The organism is Enterococcus sp. JNUCC 77 (assembly GCF_054819945.1).
Window position 1 is genome coordinate 1,368,511 of record NZ_JBTHIG010000001.1, and the last position, 22,719, is coordinate 1,391,229.

Genomic DNA, 22,719 nt, shown 5'->3' on the forward strand with positions numbered 1-22,719 from the left:
TTTATTCCATCTTATTCTTTTCGTAAAAAAAACCTTCACAAGCAAAGTTGGAAGGTTTCCTGAATCTTGCAATTTTCTGTAAGCCATGTTTTGTACATTCCTTGTTTCAGGTAAACAAGTTCAGTGGTAATCATCTATCTCCGAAATTATTCGGCTCTTTCATCGTTCATTTCCTTAGAAAAAGCGCCCCTACCATCGTTTGGGTTGCTCGCTCGAGGGGTTTACCGCGTTCCACCATTTTGATTTCTCAAAATGCTTCGTCACTGTGGCACTTTCAAGAATACTAAAGCATAGATTTCTCCTTAGCTTGTTTTTCTGCCGTTACCAAAATAATTGGTACCTTAGCTTATGGTTTCGCTAAGCACGAACACTACAGGCATCTCAGACTGTGCGAGCATGGACTTTCCTCAGCATATTAAAAATACACCGCGATTACCCAAAAATTGCAATTATTATACTAAATTAAAATTGGCGCGTTTTTTCATTGTCATCATCTGCTTGAGTGTAGTTTTTTCTTAAATCAGTCCGCGTATTACCTGTAACCTTTGCTTGTTGATCTAATTTTTTTCCGAAAACTTCTCTTTCAAGATTTGACAAGCGTTTTAAAATGTCAAAGTTTGTTACAGCAGATCCCTTAGGAGCTGCTTCTTTTGTTCTTGGTTGCGGAGTAGTTGGAGCAGTCGCAGCTGATCCAGCAGTCGACTGTGTTTTTGACAATTGCTCAACTCGCGCTTTTAAACGGTCGTTTTCTTCTTTTAAAGCTAAAATTTCTTTATTGTACTCTTCGTAATCCTTGATAATATTGTCTAAAAATTCATCCACTTCAATTGGGTCGTAACCACGCATTTTTGTTTTGAAATCTTGTTCCAAAATATCATTTGGAGTGTACGTTAATTTCGCCATTTTTCCACCTCATTAATATCATTAACTTCATTTGTTCTCCAATATATTCTAGCTGATAAACGTTCGTAAATCAAACACTATCCCCCAAATATACTGAATTTTCAAGATCGTCCATTGTGATTGGAAAAATTTGATAGGTTTTATTCTTTTGAAAATTTTCTACATCCCTTAGAAAATAGCGTGTTTTACCCGGATATTCTTGATCGTAAACAATTAAACTTGCATCAGTATGTTGTAATAAAAAATTTATATGATTCTTAAATTGACTAGGATTCTCATATGGTTTATGACTGACTGAATCTACAAAGTCGGCCTGACCAACAACTGTTTGCAATAACAACTGATTGGCTTCGTTCCAATTAGAACCAAAATCTTTAAAGGGAAAAATGACAGCCAGTTTTATTTCTGGGTATTGTTGCTTCAGATCATTTATAATTTGTCCTGCCCATAGTTCACAGCCTAAAGCACCAGAAATCATTATCCACTCCAATCCATTCTCGATTAATTGAATAATTTGATTTTTTAAAACATTCTTAATGACTGCAACTTTAGGGTCTTTTTCAGTAAAAATTCCTAATTCATAGCTTTGATATCCAGTAATATAAATTTTTTTAATGATTTGATTCATAAATTTTCCTCTACTTTCAGTACAAAAGACAAAAATTTGTTATAATGTAGCCTAGGAGTGTGATGGGAATGCCTTTTCATTATCCCAACGGTCAACTTTTCAGTAATCATAAGACTACTTCTGAAAAAAATGAAAAAAAGAAACCAAATTTTGCTAACCGCGGAATGCGCTTTGAAGAAGCAATCAATTTGAGTAATGAGTATTACTTAAACTATGATATAGCTGTTATCCATAAAAAGCCAACCCCTTTACAAATTGTTAAGGTTGATTACCCTAAGAGAAGTGCCGCCGTCATTAAAGAGGCCTATTTCAGACAACCTTCAACAACCGATTATAATGGTGTTTACAACGGGCATTATTTGGATTTCGAAGCAAAGGAAACCAAAAACAAAACTTCTTTTCCTTTTAAGAATTTTCATGAACATCAGATTATTCATATGGAAAGATGTCTTAAGCAAAATGGCATATGCTTTGTCCTTTTGTGGTTTTCTAGTCTAAAACGCTGCTTCTTTTTTGCTAGCGAAGATTTAATTTATTATTGGCATCAACAAAAAGATGGAAAAAAATCTCTTCCACTATCAATCATCGAAAAAAAAGGGATTGAAGTTCCAACTAAGATTGCACCTAGAATTCCTTATTTGGATGCAGTCAATCAATATATTCAACAAAAGGAGTTATAATTTATGGCCAACCGAAGCCGTTCCAATCAGAGTCATGGGACATCCACTAAGGTAAAAAAAGGTAAAAAAACGAGAAAGTCTGGGTCGATTATTCTAAAAATTCTGACAGCACTTGTGGGTTTAGTTCTTATTGGTGTTCTTGGCGGAATTGGCGTATTTGCTTACTATGCAAAGGACGCAGAACCAATTACTGAAAAAAGTTTAGATTCTACCGCTTCTTCAAAATTTTATGACATTAATGGTAATTTATTTGAAGATATTGGCTCAGAAAATCGAGAAAAAGCAACTAGCGAAGAAATTCCTCAACGCTTAGACGATGCAATTGTTTCTGTCGAAGATCAACGCTTCTATAAGCATCACGGTATTGACCCAATTCGAATTGCCGGATCTTTAATACACAACATCACCAATTCTGATTCAGGTGGTTTACAAGGCGGTAGTACTTTAACTCAACAGTTAGTTAAACTATCAGTCTTTTCTACCAAGGCATCCGATCAAACCTTAAAACGAAAAGCCCAAGAAGCATGGCTAGCTACTCGTTTAGAGAAAGAAAAAAGCAAACAAGAAATCCTTACCTATTATATTAATAAAGTATATATGGGTAACGGATTATACGGAATGAAAACTGCTTCAGAAACTTATTATGGTAAAAATTTAAGTGATTTATCAATTGCTGAGACAGCCCTATTAGCTGGACTACCACAAGCACCAAATTCATATGAACCTTATGAACATGCAGAAGCTGCTAAAAAACGTCGAGATACTGTTTTATACACCATGCTCGAAAATGATAAAATCACCCAATCAGAATATGATGAAGCTGTCGCAACTGATATTCAAGCAGGCCTGCAACCTTTAAATACAGGCGATAATACTACGCGAAAAATTGTTGATAACTATTTAACAGAAGTAATTAATCAAATTGAAGAAGAAACTGATAAAGATGTCTATACAGACGGATTAGAAGTCCATACTAACTTAAATATGGATCAGCAAACTTACATCTATAATTTAGCCAATAATACCGATGGTACGATTACCTATCCTGATGATGATTTTCAAGTAGCCGCTACGATGGTTGATGTAAATACTGGTAATGTAACAGCTCAAATTGGCGGAAGAAACATTGCTGATGATGTATATTTAGGTTTTAATCAAGCTGTTAGTACGGATCGCGATTTAGGTTCCACTGTTAAACCAATTACTGATTATGGTCCGGCGTTTGAATACTTACAATATTCGACAGGTGCAACTATTACCGACGCTAAATATAATTATCCTGGTACCAAAACGGCTGTAAACAACTGGGATAACTCTTATATGGGAACCATTACCTTAAGACAAGCACTATATGATTCACGTAATGTTCCGGCTGTAAAACTCTTTGAAAAAGTTGGAGCTGATAAATCAGCTGAATTTTTAAATGGATTAGGTATTCAATATAAAGATATCTTGGCCTCTAATGCCATCTCTAGTAATACTGAAACGCAAGAAGGAACGAAATATGGTATTTCTACTGAAAAAATGGCTGCCGCTTATGCTGCTTTTTCAAATGGAGGGACCTATTATAAACCTTCTTACATTGACCATATTGAATACTTAGACGGAACAACTCAAAGTTTTTCAAGTGCTGGTCAAAAAGCAATGGAAGAATCCACTGCTTACATGGTCACTGATGTCTTAAAAGATGTTATTACAAAAGGTTCAGGTACGTATGCTTCAATTTATAACGTTACTCAAGCCGGTAAAACTGGAACTTCAAATTACAGTACCGAGGAATTAGCGAAAATCCCTCATTACTCAACTATTTCACCAGATGTGTCTTTTACTGGATATACAACAAATTATGCACTTTCTGTTTGGACAGGGTATAGCAACCGAATGACGCCGATTACGACTGCCTCAGAAAATATCGCACAATTATTTTATCGAAATATGATGCAATATGTTTCTCAGGATCAAGCACCCGCAGACTGGACAAAACCAAGTAATGTCAGTCGAGTCGGTGGAGAATTATATATAAATGGTTCAACCGCCTCTAACTCAGTAGATGGCACTAGTTACAATAATTATTACAATAATTCAACATCTAGCTACAATAACTATTATGATAACAGCAGTTCATCAAGCTCTGCTGCTCAGGATTATAACAATTATTCTAGCTCTTCAGTTACTGGCAATGAAACAGTTCCATCTTCAAGTGTAAACAATGGTAATACTAATAATGATGGAACTGGCAGTAGCACACCTCCGGTAGATGGTGGTGGCGATGACCCAACTGGTGGCGATGCCGGAACTACCCCATGAAAAAAGCCAACGGAAATTATTTTTTTCCGTTGGCTTTTAGTCTATTTTTTCCTTCTTGACATAAATCAAGCAAAGTACATGAATGACATTTAGGAGATCTGGCTGTACAATGATATCTTCCAAAAAAGATCATTGTATGATGAGATTTTATCCAAAGATTTTCTGGAATTTTCTTCATTAATGTTTCCTCTACCTCTAAAACCGATGCTCTTTGCTTACAAATTCTAAGTCTTTTGCTAACCCGTTCTACATGGGTATCCACGGCGATGGCCGGAATATCAAAAGCATCCCCTAAAACAACATTAGCTGTCTTTCTACCGACACCTGGTAGCTTAACCAGCTCTTCTCTTGTTTTTGGAACTTCTCCACCAAAATCTGTTAAAATCATTTGGCTACAGGCTTTAATATTCTTGGCTTTATTTCGATATAAACCGATTGTCTTAATCTTAGCAATAATATCTTCGATTGGTGCTGCTGCTAAATGTACTGCATCTGGATAGCTTTCAAATAAAACCGGAGTTGCTTTGTTAACAGAGACATCCGTAGCTTGTGCGCTTAAGATAACTGAAATAATTAATTGAAAAGGAGTCGCTGCTACCAGCTCACCATGGGCCTCTGGAAACATTTGGTACATTAAATTCATGGCTTCCATTGTTTTTGTCTGACTAAGCATGCTAATCCTCCCCATTTAACCAATCATCTAGCGACACTTCAGGTAAATTTTCTTGGTAATTCGCTTCTTCTTTTTGTAGAATTAACTGCTTTCTACGTTTTTGTTCATCCATGACTTGTTGCTTGGTTTGGATATTTTTTTTCTCCCAATTTTGTAAAACTGCTTCAATGTATTTAAAATTGTAGGCTTGATTTAGCACGGCTTCTTGCAGCGCCAAAGTAATTAATTCTGGCGTATAACCATCTTCTTCCAACCAATAGCCAATTTTCTGATATTCTATTGGTGATAAAGAACGACCAAATTCTTTTTCAAAGGTGGTGAACATGTTCTTTTGGGAAATTTGTTGGGCATCTTCAGTTTTCTTAAACTTTTCTTGTTCAACCAATATTGTTAACTTATCAAAGGCTAATGAAACGTTATAATAATCGGCTTGGCGACCTGCTTCATCTTTTTTTGATTCCAATGCTACAAATCCTTTGCCGATAATACTATTTAAAATTTGATAAATTTGATCAGCTGGTAAACCAATTCTACGGGCAATCTCTGTCATATCAGGAAAAATATTTCCCGTTTGGTTTTCAACATATAATTGCAACCAAAGCATGAACTCGTTGGTATTTAAGCCTAACCTACGATAATTTTTTAAAAGTAAATTTGAGACAGTCGTTTGTCCAGCGGCTAAATATTCATCTAAGGAAATCATCTATCTTCCTCCATTTCTCATTTGAGTTTACACCAAATAGGCTAAGAAAAACAGCAGCAACTAAAGAGTCACTGCTGGAAAAATTATTTAATATTTTTCAAAGCCGCTTGTGCCAATAGATTCAAGTAATTCCATGGACGATCAAAATGTGGCTGGAAGAAGAAATCTTGTAATGCTAAGTCTTCCAAAGTCATTTCATTTTGAATAACAACTGACATCGTGTTAGCACTTTGGGTAATATCATATTTTGATAAGAATTGAGCCCCAACAATTCGATTTGTACCTTTTTCAGAAACAATTTCCATTAAAATATTTTCTGTTGTTGGCATAAATTCAGGTCGATAATTATCTTCGAAAACTGTCACATTTACATCAACGCCGTTAATTTTAGCACTTTCTGCTGTCAAACCAGTTGACCCAATATTCCAACCAAACAAATAAAGGCCAGAAGTTCCTTGAGTACCACGATATTTAACAGTTGGTTCTACTAAATTTTTGCCGACTAGCATACCCTGACGAACTGCATTGGTTGCTAGTGGAATATAATTTTCTGTGTGGCTTGGATTGTAATGAACCATTGTAGAATCACCAGCTGAAAAAATATCTGGATTACTTGTTTGCATATACTGATTCACTTTAATAGCACCAGTTGGTAACATCTCCACTTGGTCTTTAAGTAAGTCCGTACTCGGTTTAAATCCAACACACAAAATAACTAAATCAGCTTCAAAGCTATCACTTGGCGTCACAACCGTTTCAACTTTACCCTCACTGTTAGCGACAAATTCGCTAACATTTTCACCTAATGCTAGCTTCACACCTTTTTGACGTAATTCTTCTTCTAATACATCTGTAAATGGTTTATCTAAATATTTATTTAAAATTCTTGGTAATCCATCAATCAAGGTGACTTCTTTACCAGTTTCAGCGAAAGCTTCAACTAATTCGATTCCAATATAGCCACCACCGACAACGACGACTCTTTTTGCATCGTTTGATGAAGCAATAATTTCATTGGCTTGATTATAATTTTTACATAATAAAATATTTTCTGAATCAATGCCTTTAATTGGTGGAATAATCGGCCAAGAACCGGTGGTCATGACTAATTTATCATAAGAGACTGTTTGTACTTCATTGTCTTTTAAATTTTTAGCAGTTACAGTTTTTGCATCGGTATCAACCTTTGTCACATCGTGTTCCATGTGTACAGTTGCACCTAGTGAAGCCAGTTCTTCAGGGTTTGAATAAAATAAGCCTGCTGGATCTTTCACAACACCACCGACATATAATGCAATCCCGCAAGACAAGAAAGAAATATTATCATTCCGTTCAAAAACGGTTACTTCTGCCTCCGGGTGATTTTCTAAAATACTCTTTACTGCAGCTGTTCCTGCATGGGTACAGCCAACTACTACTACTTTCATTCCATTCCCTCTTTCTATTATTTAGAAATTTGCGCCTTTTTGCACAAGAAAAGTATAACAAACTAGCGCAGCAAGCCCTATTTTTTTGCTCACTAAAGTACAAATACTAAAGTGCCTTAACCATACGTATTTATTCATCATTTAAACATCAAAATATTTTTATTTTTGAATTATTAATATTCATTAGAAATAATTCTATAAATTACCCCTTTGTATGTCCATAAAAAAAGCATTCTCTCCTCCTTTAAATACGGAAGAAAGAATGCTTTTAAGTTCAAAGTTTATTTTAATTCGTTTGCAACTGAGAAGTGACCAATTACATCGATGATCCGTTTTAAGTCAACGTTACCACCAGATACTACACAAACTGCTTTTTTGTTGTTTACATATTTATCCACTTTACCTGCTAGGATTGCTGCTGTTGCAAGTGCACCAGAGCCTTCAACAACAATTTTAGTCCGTTGAATTAAGTCTTTCATAGCAGCTTCAATTTCTTCTTCAGAAACTACAACCATATCGTCAACTAAAGCTTCTACTACTTCAAACGTTAGTGTTCCTGGAACTGCTACTGCAGTACCATCAGCAATAGTTGCTGCTTCTTTATGAGAAACAATTTTTCCAGCTTCATAAGAGGCGGTCATACCATGAATATTTTCAGCTTGGACACCGATAATATTAATATGTGGGTTAAATGTTTTCAAAGCTACTGCAATTCCAGCGATTAAGCCACCACCGCCGACAGGAACTAATACAGTATCAACATCCCATAAATCATCTAAAATTTCTAAACCAATTGTTCCTTGACCAGCCATTACGTATTCATCATCGTAAGGTGCGATATAAGTCACACCAGTTTCTTCAACAATTTTTTCACAGTAAGCTCTTGCTTCATCAAAGCTTTCCCCATGTAAAATTACTTCTGAACCATAGCCTTCAGTTGCTTCAACTTTAGCTTTTGGTGCAGTCACTGGCATAACGATAGTGCTTTTAATTCCTAATAATTTAGAAGTTAACGCTACACCTTGGGCATGGTTACCTGCTGAAACTGCAATAACACCGCGATTTTTTTCTTCTTCGGTCAAATGTGCAATTTTATTGTAAGCCCCACGGAATTTAAATGAGCCAGTTAATTGCATATTTTCTAATTTCAAATAAACTTCGCCGCCAGTTTTGGCAGTTAGAAACATTGATTGAATCAATGGTGTTTTACGACCATATTGCTTTACCACGTTCTTTGCTTCATGAATATCTTCAATCGTTACTGGTAAATCTGTCGCAATTCTTGTCATTATAAAACATCTCCCACTTCTGTGTATTCTACATCAATTGAATCCGCTAAAGCTTTTGAAACTACTTTTCCGTTATACACGCTTAAACCAGATAATAATTCTTTGTCTGATTTCAAAGCTTCGTCTAATCCTTTAACACTAACTTCTTTTAAGAATGAAATATTTCCTTTTGCTAAGGCAATAGTTGCTGTACGAGGTACAGCTCCTGGCATATTTGGAACAGCGTAATGAATTACATCATGTTTTGTAAATACTGGATCAGCATGGTTGGTTGGTTTATCAATTGTTTCAACCGTACCACCTTGGTCAATTGCGATATCAACAATCACACTACCTGGTTTCATTGATTCAACCATATATTCTTTAACTAATTTTGGTGGGCGAGCACCTGGGATTAAAACAGTTGAAATAAATACATCTGCATCTTTAATCCGGTTTTCTAAATTTTCGGTATTAGAAACAATGACTTCAACATTGTCATTCTTGTAACGTTCTTGTAATTGTTTGATGCGGTTTTCATTTACTTCTAAAATAACTACATGGGCACCTAAACCAACAGCCATATCTGCAGAGTTTTCAGCAGCATTACCGCCGCCTAAAATAACGACTGTCGCAGCTTCAACACCTTCGATACCTGGTAATAAAATACCCTCGCCACCATGTTGTTTTTCTAAATAATATTGACCTAAGTTAACAGCGCGACGACCAGCAATTGCACTCATGGGTTTTAACAATTCTAAAACGCCGTTGATTGAAATATTTTCTCCAGATAAAGCTGTTACGCCAACTTCCATCATTTTTTCAACACAAGCTTTGTTAGCTGCTAAATGTAAAAATCCCCAAATAATTTGGCCTTTTTTAAAATAGTGATATTCACTTTCCATTGGTTCTTTTACTTTTACAATTAAATCAGCAGTCCATGCTGTATCTGTATCTACAATTTTTCCGCCAGCCGCTTCATATTGATCGTTATTAAAACCTGAACCAGCACCAGCGTTATTATCAACTAAAACTTCATTACCTGCTTCAACTAAAATTTTGACATTTTCAGGTGTCATCCCTACACGAGCTTCACCTTGTTTTGGATCTTTAATAACTCCAATTTTCAAAATCATTCACCTCTATAAATTATTTTTTGATTGTTTTCTTTTAACATGTAAAATATATCACAATAAAAACTCAACGCAATGAAAACGATTCAGATGTTATCATTGTCTCATCTGTCTTCATTTTAAATTAATTAATAATTTTTTTTATTCATAAAACCCTTGCTGCTTGTGCGTTTTTTTATTAGCTTTTTTTCATTTTCATTTTTTTATAAAAAACAAAAATTATGATTCCGCTACCATCGTTATTAAAACAGAAGAAGCTTTATATTTGTTAAAGTGTATGTTACACGTATTTCCAATAAAAAGACAAAGAAAAAGCTCGAGATTTTTATCTCGAGCAAAGTTGTTTAGCCTATTGATTTTTCTGTTGACAATCTGGACAAATACCATAAACTTCTAGCCGATGTTCATTTATTTGAAAGCCGGTTAGTTTACTTGAAGCCATTTCTACATCTTCTAATCCTGGATATGAAAAATCTTCAATTTTCCCACATTCATTACATATTGCATGGTAATGTTTTTTTTGAGTATAGTCAAATCGACTAGCAGTATCCCCATAACTCATTTCTGTAACAATACCGATACTAACAAATTTTCTTAAATTATTATAAACCGTTGCTACACTCATATTAGGAAAACGACTTTCTAAATCTTGAAATATCTCATCAGCAGTTGGATGGTTTTTATATGTAATTAAGTATTCTAAAATAGCATGACGTTGCGGTGTGATACGAATACCACCAGCCTTTAAATCGTCTATCGCGTGGTTTACAGTTTGTTCTGTCATGAAAGGAAACCTCCTTTTTATAATCTTTCTTAAATAATACTATTCTTTTTAAATAAAAGCCAGCTTATTATAGATAATTCCTTGATATAATCAAGTTTTTCAAAATAAAAAGCACTGAAATTTCAGTACTTTTTAATCATTTTTAAATTGTAAGTTGTTGGCCTGGTAATAATGTGGAATCTGCACTTAAACCATTATTAGCTAATAACTGATCAACTGAAATTCCGTGACTAGATGCAATCCCCCATAAAGAATCTCCTGCTGCAACAGTGTAAGTACTTGTTGTGGCTGTTACATTCGTTTCAGTAGTTACTGTACTTTCTGTTGCGGGAGCTGTATTAGTTGTATTGTTAACGGTAGTACCTGTATCATATTGGGTTAAATTATAAGTTTGGATGATTGAAATTAGTTTGCTGGCATAACTTGGGTCCGTAGCATAACGCCCTTGTAAATAGTAAGCTGCTTCCTGATAATTACTCGTGTGACTCTTCCAAGCCCCAGCATAATAAGTTCCTTGTAAAAGATCGGCGTGCGCTTCAAAAGATTCATTATACGAATTATATACGGCAAACGGTTCCGACATCGTTACCCATTGACCATTTAAGTATTCTTGGGTACTCATACTGACAGATGCGCCACCATTGTATTCTTTTACCCCAAATAAATTATAGTATGGTGCTTGTGACAATGAAGACGAACCGTAACCACTTTCCACTAGAGCTTGAGCAATCATAATTGACGCGTACAAATCGTGATTTGCTGAAATAGTTACTGCCGATTGACCAATTTGATTAATAAAAGCAGACTGACTTGAAACTTCTTCTGCTTGAGCAACCAAACTATGATTACTTAAACTAACTGCAATTGGTGAAATCGCTAAAGTCGTTCCTGCCAATACAAATGACTTTTTTGCAATAGTTTTTCTTCTCATCTTTTTAATTAGATGTTTTTCACTACGTGTTTTATATTGATTCATTGGTACCTCCAAATTATTCCCTAATTATCCTTTTATTTTCATAATAATTATAGGTCATCAAGAAATAATTCACAAACGTTTCAAAATATTTTGATGGATTTGTTAAAAGAGTGTAACATCTGTAATCATTAAGCAACTAAATTTTAATTTCGTAATAAAAAAGAAGCAACCTTTAATAGGTTACTTCCTTCAGATATTTTTTTATAATTGGTTAAATGTATTTACCACATTTTCAGTTGTGAAACCAAATTGTTCTAATACAAATGGTCCAGGTGCTGAGGCACCAAAATGATCAATCGTAATCGTTGTTCCTTCAGTCGTTGCATACCGTTCCCAACCAAAACTTGAACCAGCTTCAATTGCTACACGTTTTTTAACTGATTTAGGTAGAACAGATTCTTTATAAGCTGCATCTTGTGCTTCAAATAAATCAAAACTTGGTAATGATACGACAGAAACATCTTTGCCTTGTTCTTTCAGAACTTTTTGCGCTTCGATTGCTAAGCTTACTTCAGAACCAGTTGCAATTAAAATTCCTTCTGGTGTTTCACCAGATTGTTTAGACACGACATATCCACCGTGTTTCACGCCAGCATCAGTAATTTCTTTGCTATTTGGTAAGACTGGTAAGTTTTGACGGCTTAAAACTAAAATTGTTGGTTTATCATTTGTTTCGATAGCCACTCTCCAAGCTGCTGCTGTTTCGTTACCATCAGCTGGACGAATTACTTGAACATTTGGCATTGCACGCATACTAGCTAATTGTTCGATTGGTTCATGAGTCGGTCCATCTTCACCAACCGCTACTGAGTCATGTGTTAAGACATAAGTGACTGGTAAACCTTGAATCGCAGATAAACGAACCGCTGGACGAAGATAATCAACGAAAACAAAGAATGTTCCGCCATAAACTCTTGTCCCACCATGTAGATGAATACCGTTCATAGCTGCCGCCATTGCAAATTCACGAACACCAAACCAAATATTACGTCCTTCGTAAGAACCTGGTTGGAATTCTTTTTCATCTGCAATTGTTGTATTATTTGAACCAGATAAATCAGCAGATCCGCCCCAGAAAGTTGGTAAATTCTTAGCAATTCCTTGAATCACATCTTTACTAGATACGCGGCTCGCTTGACTTGAACCTTCTTCATAAACAGGAATAGCTTCATCCCAATTTTCAGGTAAAACATTGTTGAAAGCATCTTTAAATTGCTTTGCTAATTCAGAATGAACATTAGCATAATTAGCAAACATTTCATCCCAATCAGCTTCGGCTTTTGCACCTTTATCTTGAATATCTGCTTTAAAACGTGCAGCTACTTCTTCAGGCACTGTAAAATCAGGATATTCCCAACCATAGACTGCTTTCGCCACGTCAATACCTTCTGCTCCTAATGGTGCCCCATGAACTTTACTAGTTCCTTCATCTGGAGCGCCAAATCCAATAACTGTTTTAACTTCAATCAAAGTTGGTTTTTCAGTTTCAGCTTTTGCTTTTTCAATCGCTTTTGAAATGGCTTCTAAATCATTACCATCTTTTACTAAAATATGTTGCCAACCATAAGCTTCATAGCGAGCACCAACATTTTCGGTAAAAGCTTTATTGGTTGGACCATCTAATGAAATATCGTTTGAATCATATAAAGCAATTAATTTGCCAAGTTTCATATGACCAGCCATAGAACTAGCTTCTTGTGAGACACCTTCCATTAAATCACCATCACCAACAAGCGTGTAAGTATAATGATCCATCACTTTAAAACTGTCTCGGTTATAAGTAGCAGCTAGATGTGCTTCAGCCATTGCCATCCCAACAGCCATGGCAATTCCTTGGCCTAAAGGACCAGTTGTTGCTTCGACGCCATCAGTAAAATGGTATTCCGGATGCCCTGGTGTTTTACTTTCCCATTGACGGAAATTTTTCAAATCATCAATAGTAACATTAAATCCTGCTAAATGAAGCAAGCTATAAAGCATTGCTGAACCGTGTCCTGCAGATAAAATAAAACGGTCACGATTTGGCCAGTTTAATGAAGTTGCTGGATTGATGTTCAAATGTTTTGTCCATAATGCATAAGCCATAGGTGCAGCACCCATTGGTAAACCTGGATGACCTGAATTGGCTTTTTGAATTGCTTCAATACTTAATGTACGGATGGTGTTGACACCTAGTTGATCTGTTTTGTCGAACAAAAACTTTTCCTCCTTTTTGGTGCTAAATACTTTTATTATTACAAATTTCATTGTAACCGATTTAATACGGTTATTCAATATAGAAATACATGATTATTTTCTATTATGCAGTCCTTTTTCTTTTTGAATTTTCTTCAATTTATCAGGTGTAACATCTTTTCCATCAGGATCGACTACCTTCATCCCTTCAATATGATGTCTCATCCCACCACGAACAGATTGCAAATACTCTTCACGTAATTCCTTTTGTTCTTTTGTTTCTTCATCAGACAATCCACTTGTTTTTTTCTTTTTTGCTAACTCATTGATACGAGCAATTTTTTCTTCAGAAAGCATTTTATACACCTCACTTTGACTATATTATACATAAAAATTCAAAAAATAATAATTAGAATAGAAAAATAAATACGAACGCTTGTTTGATTTTTTATTCTATGCTAAACTTTGTTTATAGAAAGAGGTGTGATCATGGCAAAGAGAACCGAGACGAAACAATTAGAAGTTCTTCGTTTTATCCATGAACGGGTTGAATTCAAAGGTTACCCGCCAACCGTTCGTGAGATTGGAGAAGCGGTGAACTTATCATCGACTTCAACTGTTCACGGTCATTTAGCAAGACTTGAAAAAAAAGGCTGGATTCAACGAGATCCAACAAAGCCTAGAGCAATAGAATTAACGATCACGGGATTAGAAAAGATTGGTGCTGCACCAAAAGTCATACCAATGTTAGGCGTCGTTACAGCAGGCGAACCGATTCTCGCGGTAGAAGAAGCATCTGACTTTTTCCCTGTGCCGCCAGATTTATCAAGTGAAGATGGCAGTTTGTTTATGCTAACGATTCGAGGAGAAAGTATGATTAATGCTGGCATTTATGACGGTGACCATGTGATTGTACGTAAACAAGCTTCAGCTGTTAACGGAGAGATTGTCATTGCGATGACGGATGAAAACGAAGCAACTTGTAAAAGATTTTATCGGGAGACTGATCATTTTCGCTTACAACCAGAAAATGATACCATGGCACCTATTATTTTAGAAAATGTCTCTATTTTAGGAAAAGTCGTTGGCTTATATCGAAATCATATTTTTTAAGAATCAATTAATCGGTGGAACTCCGATTAATTTTTTTCTTTACAAATCGAACAAACATTCGTATAATAGAAATACGAACGTTTGTTCTATACATATTTTTAAGGAGTGAATCAAAAATGAAAGCTATTCGTCGTTTTGGACTAATTATTGCAGTTTTATTGTTAGGTTTATTGATTGGAAAATTGAGTCTTTTGGCTAACGTACTGTTCTTTTCGGGATTGTTTTTGACTTGGTTCATGCTTTGGGATGACAAGAGATACGCACAACGGCAAAAACGCCGCAAGATGGCACAAATGAATCCACATTATTATCCAGAAGATGAACCACGAGAAGATTACTACTACGTAAATCCTTATGATTATACCGATCATTTTCATAAATCAGCATAATAAAAAATCAGCCAAGGCTACATATAGCTTTGGCTGATTTTTTAATAATCCATCAATGTCAAAATTTCATAATTAGCAATTTTATCACGGCCATGTAAATCTTCTAACTCGATTAAAAATGCACAACCGACTACAATCCCACCAAGTTGTTCAATTAATTCGATCGTCGCCTTAACTGTCCCACCTGTCGCTAATAAGTCATCTGTCACTAGAACCCGTTGTCCTGGTTTGATCGCGTCACTGTGAAGAGTTAATGTGTCTGTTCCATATTCTTTATCGTATTCCACTTCGATTGTTTCTCTCGGAAGTTTACCAGGTTTACGAACAGGTGCAAAACCAACACCTAATTCATAAGCCACTGGGCAACCAACAATAAAACCACGTGCTTCTGGCCCAACGACCATGTCAATTTGCTTTTCTTTAGCATAATCAACAATTTGCTTAGTTGCTTCTCGGTAAGCATCTCCGTCTGCCATTAATGGTGAAATATCACGGAAAACAATTCCCTCTTTAGGATAGTCTTCAATACTTGCCACATAATCTTTCAAATTCATCTGTGTTTCCTCCTGCTTCATACTATAACCTATTTATTTACTTTAATTTTGCAGCCAATTTCTGATGCTTTGGATATCTTCTAATAATAAAAATTTTTCACTATTTATTTGACCTAATCGTTTCTGATAAGCTTGGCTTTCTTCAAATGAACGATTTTCCGGCTGCGAGACAGCTTCCAAAACACCGTTGTCTATTGTAACAAATTTCAACTCGGAAAACACGTGAATCATAAAGACTAGCAGATTCTCAGGAATTCTTAAGTAATTTGAAATGTTTTTTAACTTGTACCGCACATCTAATTTTTGTTGCTTTATGATAAATTTATATAAATCTTTGAATTGTTGCCGATCAGGCATGCCATTAATATAAGCTTGATCACGACTATAAAGATAGAGATAGACTTTTTGAAAGTTACCTAAGTGAACGATTTGTTTCAAAATAGCTAATTCATCTGGACAATCTAATACCACCAATTGCTGATAACTATCAATTTCAGCTGGTAACGCTTGGTCGAATGTGATTATCTGATCACCAAAAATTGGTTGAAAAACTTTTTTAGTCTTTGGTTGAAAAGCTAGGTATAACAGTTTATCTCCGTCAATTTTTTGTTGCCAAGTATGTTTGGCACGACGGTCAATTATTTGCAGACCTTCTGACTTAAAATCAATAAGTCGAAACTGAACTTTCTTCTGTCCATTCCATTCATTGATTTCTAATACGCCAACAAAGGAAAGATCATCTTGTTGTAATTCCTCTTGACTTTCACCAAAATTAAAACCAATAACGTCTACTTCTGACTCTTTGTCCACTAAGCTAAATTTTACATGCTGATGGTCGCCACCAATTAAACGAAAGCCACTCACTTTGCCCGTCTCAAGCATAAACTGTGGAGCAGGGTTATCAGTGCCAAAAGGGGCTAAAACTTTTAATTCATCGGTTAATTTTAAAGAGATATCCGATATAGATATTTTTTCATCGATTAACAAGCTATTGCTTTTTGATAAATCGATCTGATTATTTGAAATATATTGATTCATTTCTGCTTGTAAAGCAGGTATTTTTTCTACGGGCATGGTTAAACCGATAGCTGCTGCGTGACCGCCAAAATGAGTAAAGTATTCTCTCATCGTATTTAACATCGCGAATAAGTCTAAACTATCGACACTTCTACCAGAGCCTTTAGCATTTCCTTCATCATCAATAGCTAATACAATCGCTGGCTTTCCTGTTTGTTTTAAAATATTTCCGGCAACAATACCCAATACTCCAGGATTCCAGTTTTCTTTTGCTAGTAAATGGACTTGTGCTGTCTCATCAAGCATCGTTAAAGCTTCTGCAGTAATATCCTGAACAATTTTTTTTCGCTCATCATTTATTAAATTAAGTTTTTCAGCAAGCTCGTTGGCTAAATCCGGATCAAAAGTAGTCATTAAATCCACTGCTGGATTAGGATCTCCCAAACGTCCGATCGCATTTAAACGAGGCCCGATACTAAAACCAATACTCGTTTCATCAATCTTTTGATAATCTACACCGCTGACTTTTAGTAATTGAGTCAGTCCTAATCGTTGATTTTGCTTAATTACTTGTAAACCTAGTTTAACAATTGTACGATTTTCTCCAGTTAAGGAAACTAAGTCCGCAATCGTCCCTACACAAGCTAGATCAAGCAACTCTACTGGAACCTCTTCAAGTAAAGCCGTTGCTAGTTTAAAAGCCACACCTGCTCCCGATAATTCACCAAATGGATAATTACCACCTGGAAATCTTGGATGGATAATACAATAGGCTTCAGGAAGTTCTGGTGGCAATTCATGGTGGTCTGTCACAATCACATCAATGTTTTGTTGGTTGGCATAAGCAATCGCTTCATTCCCAGCAACTCCGTTATCCACCGTAATAATCAAACTAAATCCTTCGTCAATTTTTTCAGCAAATAATTCTTTATTTGGCCCATAACCATGAATAAAACGATTGGGTAAGACAAAACCGACTTCAGCACCTAATGTTTCTAATGCTTCCTTTAAAATCGATGTACTAGTTATTCCGTCTGCATCATAGTCGCCGTAAATCAAAATCGGCTCGCCTTCCATTATCGCAGTTTGAATACGCTCAACTGCTTTATCCATATCATGAAGTAAAAATGGATCATGTAAATCGCTGATATCGGTATTTTTCAATTCTTCAAAAGCAGCCATCGTATGTATATTTCTTTGCCATAATAATGTAATGAAATTTTCTGTATATCCGGCTTTTTCCATTTCATTTTTAAAATTTTCATCAACCGTTTCGACTGGCGGTATCTTCCATTGATAATTATTTTGTTTCACGCTTTCACATCCCAACTTTAATAGTATAGCATGGAATATTTTTGACAACAAAAAAGAGAACAAATTTTTGCTTATTTGTTCTCAGATTTGCTTTTAATCGTAATAATTTAAAGGTTCACTTTTGTTTTCTGTTTCTTGATTTCTTAATTGATTAATTTCAGCTTCTTTATCTTTTAACATACTTTCATAATTCGCAGTCAAAGTGGCTACTTCTTGTTCATGATCGGTTTTATAATCAGCGATAGCCTGATCAACTTTTTTATCATGATCAGTTTCAAAATCCTTTACTTGCTGTTCAAGTTGTTTAATCTGTTTTCTTTGTTGAAATAAATTCGCACTTGAAGTTAAGAAAACCACTAAGGCACCAATTAGTGCAGAGCCAATAATCACGATGATTAACGGACTTTTGAAACTAGAAAATCCGAAACTAACTGGTACATCTTGACTGTTCAACACGGCAAATAATACGATTAATAAAACTAGCAGAAAACCTACGATCACTTTCCATTGCTTTTTCATCCGCGTCACATCCTATTTTGTATTAAATAAACCGCCAGCCAAAAAATCACCAATTCTTGGGAATAATGTATAAAAGCGGCTAGCCACTTCCATCATATGGGGACGATTAATTTCACGAGTATTCGTACCTACCTTACTGATAATTATCTTGGCTATTTTCTCTGGCGTTAGGACAATCGCACCGATATTTTCTAAGTAATTCCCACTAGGATCCGCCTTACCAAAAAAATCTGTCTCAATTGGTCCGGGATTAATAGTGGTCACCTGAACATTGACCGGTTTCAACTCTAATCGTAAAGCATTAGAAAAACCTAACACAGCAAATTTAGTTGCCGAATAAATGGTCGATTTTGGAGTCGCCATTTTTGCAGCCATTGAAGCAACATTGAAAATATGACCGCTCTTTTCTGCGACCATCTGGATCGCTATTTTTTGTGTGAAATAAAGCATGCCTAAAACATTGACTTCAAACATATTTTTAGCCATATCTAAATCAAAATTTACAAAGTCCTCGAAATAACCGAAACCGGCATTATTTACTAATACATCCACGTTACCTACTTCGTCAGCAATTTTGGCTAATACATTTTCAACACTATGAGGATCGGCAATATCTAATTGAAAGGCATAAGCTGCTTTACCGCTTAAAGCCATACATTTTTCTTTTACTTGACCAATTAAATTGATTCGTCGCGCACAAGTCACAACAATCGCACCTTGTCTAGCAGCTTCATAGCAAATTTGCTCACCAAGACCAGCAGAAGAACCGGTCACAACCACTACTTTATCTGTTAAATCCATTCCAATTTCACTCCTTCAACGGTAAATTATACAAATCAAAATCTTTCGCTATTTTTGTATTTGGAAAATATTCTCGTGCTTCTGCCACTAGTTCTTGAGCATCTTTTGCCAAATAGCGTGCTGAAATATGAGTAAGAATCAATAATTTCACATTCGCTGCTTGAGCAATTTCAGCGGCTTGTTTCGTTGTAGAGTGGAAATACGCCCTGGCCATCTGACTCTCATCTTTTTTAAAAGTGGATTCATGAACCATAACATCACTATCTTTTGCTAGTTCAACTGACTGTTTTGTCACACGGGTATCACCAAAAATAGTTATAACACGACCTTTTTTCTTTTCACCAACAAACTCTTGGCCGTTCAAAACTCGACCATCAGGTAAAGTGACTTCTTTACCTGCTTTTAGTTTCCCGTACAAAGGTCCGGCTGGAATATTTAAAGCAGCTAGTTTTTCTACTTGAAGTGTACCTTCATGATCTGATTCGACAATTCGGTAGCCAAAGCTTTCAATCCCGTGGTCTAATTTCGCGCAAGAAACGGTAAATTGCTTATCTTGGAAAACAATTCCTTCTGCAATCTCAAAAAATTTCAGCTGATAAGAAAGCTTTGTCTTTGAAATTTGTAAGCTCGTCCGGACAAAAGTTTCTAATCCCTTAGGACCATAGATCTCAAGCGGTTCATCACCGCCTTGAAAAGAACGACTACTTAATAAACCAGGTAAACCAAAAATATGGTCACCATGCAGATGAGTAATAAATATTTTTTCAATTTTTCGCGGTTTTAAATTGGTCCGTAAAATTTGCATCTGCGTCCCTTCACCACAATCAAAAAGCCAGACTGCATTCCGTTCTTCTAATAATTTTAATGCTAGTGCACTAACATTTCGATGCTTTGCTGGAACACCAGCACCTGTTCCTAAAAATTCAAGTTCCATCTTATTCCTGTCTTTCTATCAAATAACACCATTTTAGAAGACTTTGTCAGCCAGTGCAAACTTATTTTTCTAGGTTTGAATGATTTTCTTTTTCTTTCGCCATATCTTGGGCTTTTTTAATGTCTTCTTCAACATCATCATAGTCTAAACGCGTAATTTCTCCGCCTAATTCATTCATAATTAATTGATTTAAAGGACGATTGTCATCTTCATCAGCAATTAGCAATAGCGCTGTTGAACCTTCAGAAACTTTATCGATTAAGAATGAAAATACGCCTTGTGCATTACGAACTTCTTTAACATCTTGTGTGCCACCGATTACACTTCCAGTAAACCAACCTAACAAAATGCCGATTGGCCCACCTAAAATACCAACTAGCATCCCAATTAAACCACCAGTGGCACTCTTATTATTACCAGTAAAATCTAAAAAGTCTTCGATCTCAAATTGGTGTTGTCCATCTTCACTATGACGAATAACAGCCATTTGATCACCTTTAACTTCTCTACTCATATGCATTTTTTTCACTTTTGAAAAAGCTTCATACGCTTGTGACGAAATTTCAAAATTCATAATAATTACTCGTTTTTCCATATAAAACACATCCTTTATGCTTTTGTCTAAGTGTATCAATTATTGTAGAAAATGAATACTTAAAAGGCCTTTTTGAAATAAAAATTCTGAAGATCTTAGCATTATTGCTTTTGATAATATCAATTTATCAATGATGACTACCCCACAGTTAACGGCTATGCCACGACCTGCTTATGATTTAGGTTTTCAAGCTTGTGAAGTTTTAAAGGGGGAAATTTCAAATGATAATTATAAAAAAAAAAGCAACTGATTTAATTAACCAGATGCTCTCTTCGTATTTTTTAGTCTACAAATTCGAATTCGTAATTGTTAATTCTGACAATATCGCCATCTTTGGCACCGCGTTTTCTCAAAGCTTCATCAACGCCCATTGAACGTAGTTGACGGGCAAAACGCATCACTGTTTCATCATGATCAAAGTTGGTCATCTTGAATAATTTTTCCAGCTTATCGCCGCCTAATACCCAAGTTGCATCTGGTTCACGAGTAATTGTGAAGGCTGGTTCATCTGATTCATAACCATAATTAACCACATCTTCTTCAATTTCATCCTCATATAATGGAAATTCGGGTGTCACTTCTAATAAATCAGCAGTAGCGTTTAACAAATTTTCCAATCCTTGTTTAGTGAAGGCAGAAATTGCAAAAACCGGGATATCATCAGCAAATTCATCTTCTTTTTCTGCTTGTAATTTTTCTTTGAAGGTTTTTAAATTTTCTTCTGAATCTGGCATATCCATCTTATTGGCTACAATAATTTGTGGACGTTCTAGCAAACGTAAATTATGGCTAGACAATTCATGATTAATTGCCAAATAATCTTCGTATGGGTCACGGCCTTCTGAACCACTCATGTCGATAACATGTAAAATAACCCGCGTACGTTCAATATGACGTAAAAATTGCGTACCTAGACCTACACCTTGTGAAGCTCCTTCAATTAAACCTGGTAAATCTGCAGCAACGAAACTGCGGTGATCACTAGTGGTTACCATGCCTAAATTAGGCACTAAAGTAGTGAAATGATAAGCACCAATTTTTGGTCGGGCAGCAGAAATAACAGATAAAATAGTTGATTTACCAACTGATGGAAATCCTACTAAACCAACATCAGCTAATACTTTTAATTCCAATTCAATTTTACGCTCTTGTCCTGGTTCACCGTTTTCAGCTAATTCTGGTGCTGGATTTCTTGGAGAAGCAAAACGGGTATTTCCACGTCCGCCACGTCCACCTTTTGCTACTACCAATTCTTGTCCGTCTTCTATTAAATCACCAATTAAAACGCCTGTTTCAGCATCTCTTACAGTTGTACCTGGTGGGACACTAACATAGGTGTCTTCCGAACCGCGACCATGCATCCCTTTACTCATTCCCTTTTCTCCCGGTGTTGCTTTGAAATGACGATTGTACCGAAAATCCATTAAAGTACGTAAGCCTTCATCAACTTTTAAAATAACCGCTCCGCCATGTCCGCCATCGCCACCAGCAGGTCCACCATCTGGAACGTATTTTTCTCTACGAAAAGCAACCATTCCGTCTCCGCCTTTTCCAGCTTTGACATCGATTGTTACTTGATCTAAAAACATTGACATAATTATATTCTCCTATCTACTAAAGCCAAACTATCTACATCTTTTACATTTTAGCTAGATTATCAAGAAAAGTCCATGTTTAAGTGAACATCTTCTATACAATTCTCATTATTAAGGAAATAATTATAAAATTTTCAATTAGTTACAGAAAAATAATTCTGATAGGTGTTTTGTTTTGACAAAAAAAAGGATTCGTCGCAAAATAACCTCATAAGAAAGAGCACGTGATTG

23 protein-coding genes and 1 other RNA gene are annotated in these 22,719 nt (G+C 35.7%); 5 read left to right on the forward strand and 19 right to left on the reverse strand.

What is annotated here, in order from left to right; all coding sequences use genetic code 11:
* Positions 1-74: 74 nt before the first annotated feature.
* The 3 genes from rnpB to ACVWNY_RS06795 form a co-directional block, all read right to left on the reverse strand.
* Positions 75-444: RNase P RNA component class B (gene rnpB, locus ACVWNY_RS06785), an RNA gene on the reverse strand.
* An 18-nt stretch (positions 445-462) separates the two neighbouring features.
* Positions 463-903: a cell division regulator GpsB gene (gene gpsB / locus ACVWNY_RS06790; protein WP_218325235.1), complete on the reverse strand. Its 441-nt coding sequence runs from the start codon at positions 901-903 to the stop codon at positions 463-465.
* Between the two features lie 70 nt (positions 904-973).
* Positions 974-1,531, reverse strand: a complete 558-nt coding sequence (locus ACVWNY_RS06795) for an SLOG family protein (protein WP_218325234.1) — start codon at positions 1,529-1,531, stop codon at positions 974-976.
* Between the two features lie 68 nt (positions 1,532-1,599).
* Here ACVWNY_RS06795 and recU point away from each other — a divergent pair, with 68 nt between their 5' ends.
* On the forward strand, positions 1,600-2,211 hold the full coding sequence (gene recU / locus ACVWNY_RS06800) for a Holliday junction resolvase RecU (RefSeq protein ID WP_218325233.1): 612 nt from the start codon (positions 1,600-1,602) through the stop codon (positions 2,209-2,211).
* Positions 2,212-2,214: 3 nt separating this feature from the next.
* Complete coding sequence (locus ACVWNY_RS06805) at positions 2,215-4,518, forward strand: PBP1A family penicillin-binding protein (protein ID WP_454071184.1); 2,304 nt, start codon at positions 2,215-2,217, stop codon at positions 4,516-4,518.
* A 16-nt stretch (positions 4,519-4,534) separates the two neighbouring features.
* On the opposite strand, the gene nth is transcribed toward ACVWNY_RS06805, so the two are convergent.
* The 9 genes from nth to ACVWNY_RS06850 form a co-directional block, all read right to left on the reverse strand.
* Positions 4,535-5,191 carry an endonuclease III gene (gene nth, locus ACVWNY_RS06810; RefSeq protein WP_218325231.1) on the reverse strand — a complete coding sequence of 219 codons (657 nt, stop codon included), beginning with the start codon at positions 5,189-5,191 and terminating at the stop codon, positions 4,535-4,537.
* Position 5,192: 1 nt separating this feature from the next.
* Positions 5,193-5,894 carry a DnaD domain protein gene (locus ACVWNY_RS06815; protein WP_218325230.1) on the reverse strand — a complete coding sequence of 234 codons (702 nt, stop codon included), beginning with the start codon at positions 5,892-5,894 and terminating at the stop codon, positions 5,193-5,195.
* An 83-nt stretch (positions 5,895-5,977) separates the two neighbouring features.
* Entirely contained in the window at positions 5,978-7,321 is a 1,344-nt protein-coding gene (locus ACVWNY_RS06820; RefSeq protein WP_218325229.1) for an FAD-dependent oxidoreductase, read from the reverse strand.
* A gap of 281 nt (positions 7,322-7,602) precedes the next feature.
* Positions 7,603-8,610, reverse strand: coding sequence for a bifunctional threonine ammonia-lyase/L-serine ammonia-lyase TdcB (gene tdcB / locus ACVWNY_RS06825; RefSeq protein ID WP_218325228.1), 1,008 nt, complete (start codon positions 8,608-8,610; stop codon positions 7,603-7,605).
* Complete coding sequence (ald, locus tag ACVWNY_RS06830) at positions 8,610-9,719, reverse strand: alanine dehydrogenase (protein ID WP_218325227.1); 1,110 nt, start codon at positions 9,717-9,719, stop codon at positions 8,610-8,612. The genes tdcB and ald overlap by 1 nt, the downstream gene beginning before the upstream one ends.
* A gap of 352 nt (positions 9,720-10,071) precedes the next feature.
* Positions 10,072-10,506: a Fur family transcriptional regulator gene (locus tag ACVWNY_RS06835; RefSeq protein WP_218325226.1), complete on the reverse strand. Its 435-nt coding sequence runs from the start codon at positions 10,504-10,506 to the stop codon at positions 10,072-10,074.
* A 142-nt stretch (positions 10,507-10,648) separates the two neighbouring features.
* Complete coding sequence (locus ACVWNY_RS06840) at positions 10,649-11,482, reverse strand: glucosaminidase domain-containing protein (protein ID WP_218325225.1); 834 nt, start codon at positions 11,480-11,482, stop codon at positions 10,649-10,651.
* A gap of 201 nt (positions 11,483-11,683) precedes the next feature.
* Positions 11,684-13,678 (reverse strand): transketolase, encoded by a 1,995-nt coding sequence (gene tkt, locus ACVWNY_RS06845; RefSeq protein ID WP_454071185.1) that lies wholly within the window; start codon positions 13,676-13,678, stop codon positions 11,684-11,686.
* Positions 13,679-13,771: 93 nt separating this feature from the next.
* Positions 13,772-14,014 (reverse strand): DUF896 family protein, encoded by a 243-nt coding sequence (locus ACVWNY_RS06850; RefSeq protein ID WP_218325223.1) that lies wholly within the window; start codon positions 14,012-14,014, stop codon positions 13,772-13,774.
* Positions 14,015-14,146: 132 nt separating this feature from the next.
* On the opposite strand from ACVWNY_RS06850, the gene lexA reads away from it, so the two are divergent.
* A complete protein-coding gene (gene lexA / locus ACVWNY_RS06855) occupies positions 14,147-14,770 on the forward strand; it encodes a transcriptional repressor LexA (RefSeq protein WP_218325222.1) in 624 nt (207 codons plus the stop codon).
* 116 nt (positions 14,771-14,886) lie between these two features.
* Entirely contained in the window at positions 14,887-15,159 is a 273-nt protein-coding gene (locus tag ACVWNY_RS06860) for a hypothetical protein (RefSeq protein ID WP_218325221.1), read from the forward strand.
* A 41-nt stretch (positions 15,160-15,200) separates the two neighbouring features.
* On the opposite strand, the gene ACVWNY_RS06865 is transcribed toward ACVWNY_RS06860, so the two are convergent.
* The 6 genes from ACVWNY_RS06865 to ACVWNY_RS06890 all read right to left on the reverse strand — a co-directional run bounded on the left by ACVWNY_RS06865 (position 15,201) and on the right by ACVWNY_RS06890 (position 20,893).
* Positions 15,201-15,713, reverse strand: coding sequence for an adenine phosphoribosyltransferase (locus ACVWNY_RS06865; RefSeq protein WP_218325220.1), 513 nt, complete (start codon positions 15,711-15,713; stop codon positions 15,201-15,203).
* 42 nt (positions 15,714-15,755) lie between these two features.
* Entirely contained in the window at positions 15,756-18,044 is a 2,289-nt protein-coding gene (gene recJ, locus ACVWNY_RS06870) for a single-stranded-DNA-specific exonuclease RecJ (protein WP_218325219.1), read from the reverse strand.
* A gap of 93 nt (positions 18,045-18,137) precedes the next feature.
* Positions 18,138-18,563 (reverse strand): LapA family protein, encoded by a 426-nt coding sequence (locus ACVWNY_RS06875; RefSeq protein WP_218325218.1) that lies wholly within the window; start codon positions 18,561-18,563, stop codon positions 18,138-18,140.
* 12 nt (positions 18,564-18,575) lie between these two features.
* The gene (locus tag ACVWNY_RS06880; protein ID WP_218325217.1) at positions 18,576-19,364 is read right to left on the reverse strand and encodes an SDR family NAD(P)-dependent oxidoreductase; all 789 of its coding nucleotides are present in this window, start codon (positions 19,362-19,364) and stop codon (positions 18,576-18,578) included.
* A gap of 7 nt (positions 19,365-19,371) precedes the next feature.
* On the reverse strand, positions 19,372-20,298 hold the full coding sequence (gene rnz / locus ACVWNY_RS06885; RefSeq protein ID WP_218325216.1) for a ribonuclease Z: 927 nt from the start codon (positions 20,296-20,298) through the stop codon (positions 19,372-19,374).
* Between the two features lie 61 nt (positions 20,299-20,359).
* Positions 20,360-20,893 (reverse strand): DUF456 domain-containing protein, encoded by a 534-nt coding sequence (locus ACVWNY_RS06890; RefSeq protein WP_218325215.1) that lies wholly within the window; start codon positions 20,891-20,893, stop codon positions 20,360-20,362.
* A gap of 100 nt (positions 20,894-20,993) precedes the next feature.
* Between ACVWNY_RS06890 and ACVWNY_RS06895 the strand changes: the two genes are divergently transcribed.
* Positions 20,994-21,143 carry a hypothetical protein gene (locus ACVWNY_RS06895; RefSeq protein ID WP_454071853.1) on the forward strand — a complete coding sequence of 50 codons (150 nt, stop codon included), beginning with the start codon at positions 20,994-20,996 and terminating at the stop codon, positions 21,141-21,143.
* Between the two features lie 31 nt (positions 21,144-21,174).
* Here ACVWNY_RS06895 and obgE read toward each other — a convergent pair whose 3' ends face one another.
* Positions 21,175-22,488: a GTPase ObgE gene (obgE, locus tag ACVWNY_RS06900; RefSeq protein WP_281419008.1), complete on the reverse strand. Its 1,314-nt coding sequence runs from the start codon at positions 22,486-22,488 to the stop codon at positions 21,175-21,177.
* Between the last annotated feature and the right edge of the window lie 231 nt (positions 22,489-22,719).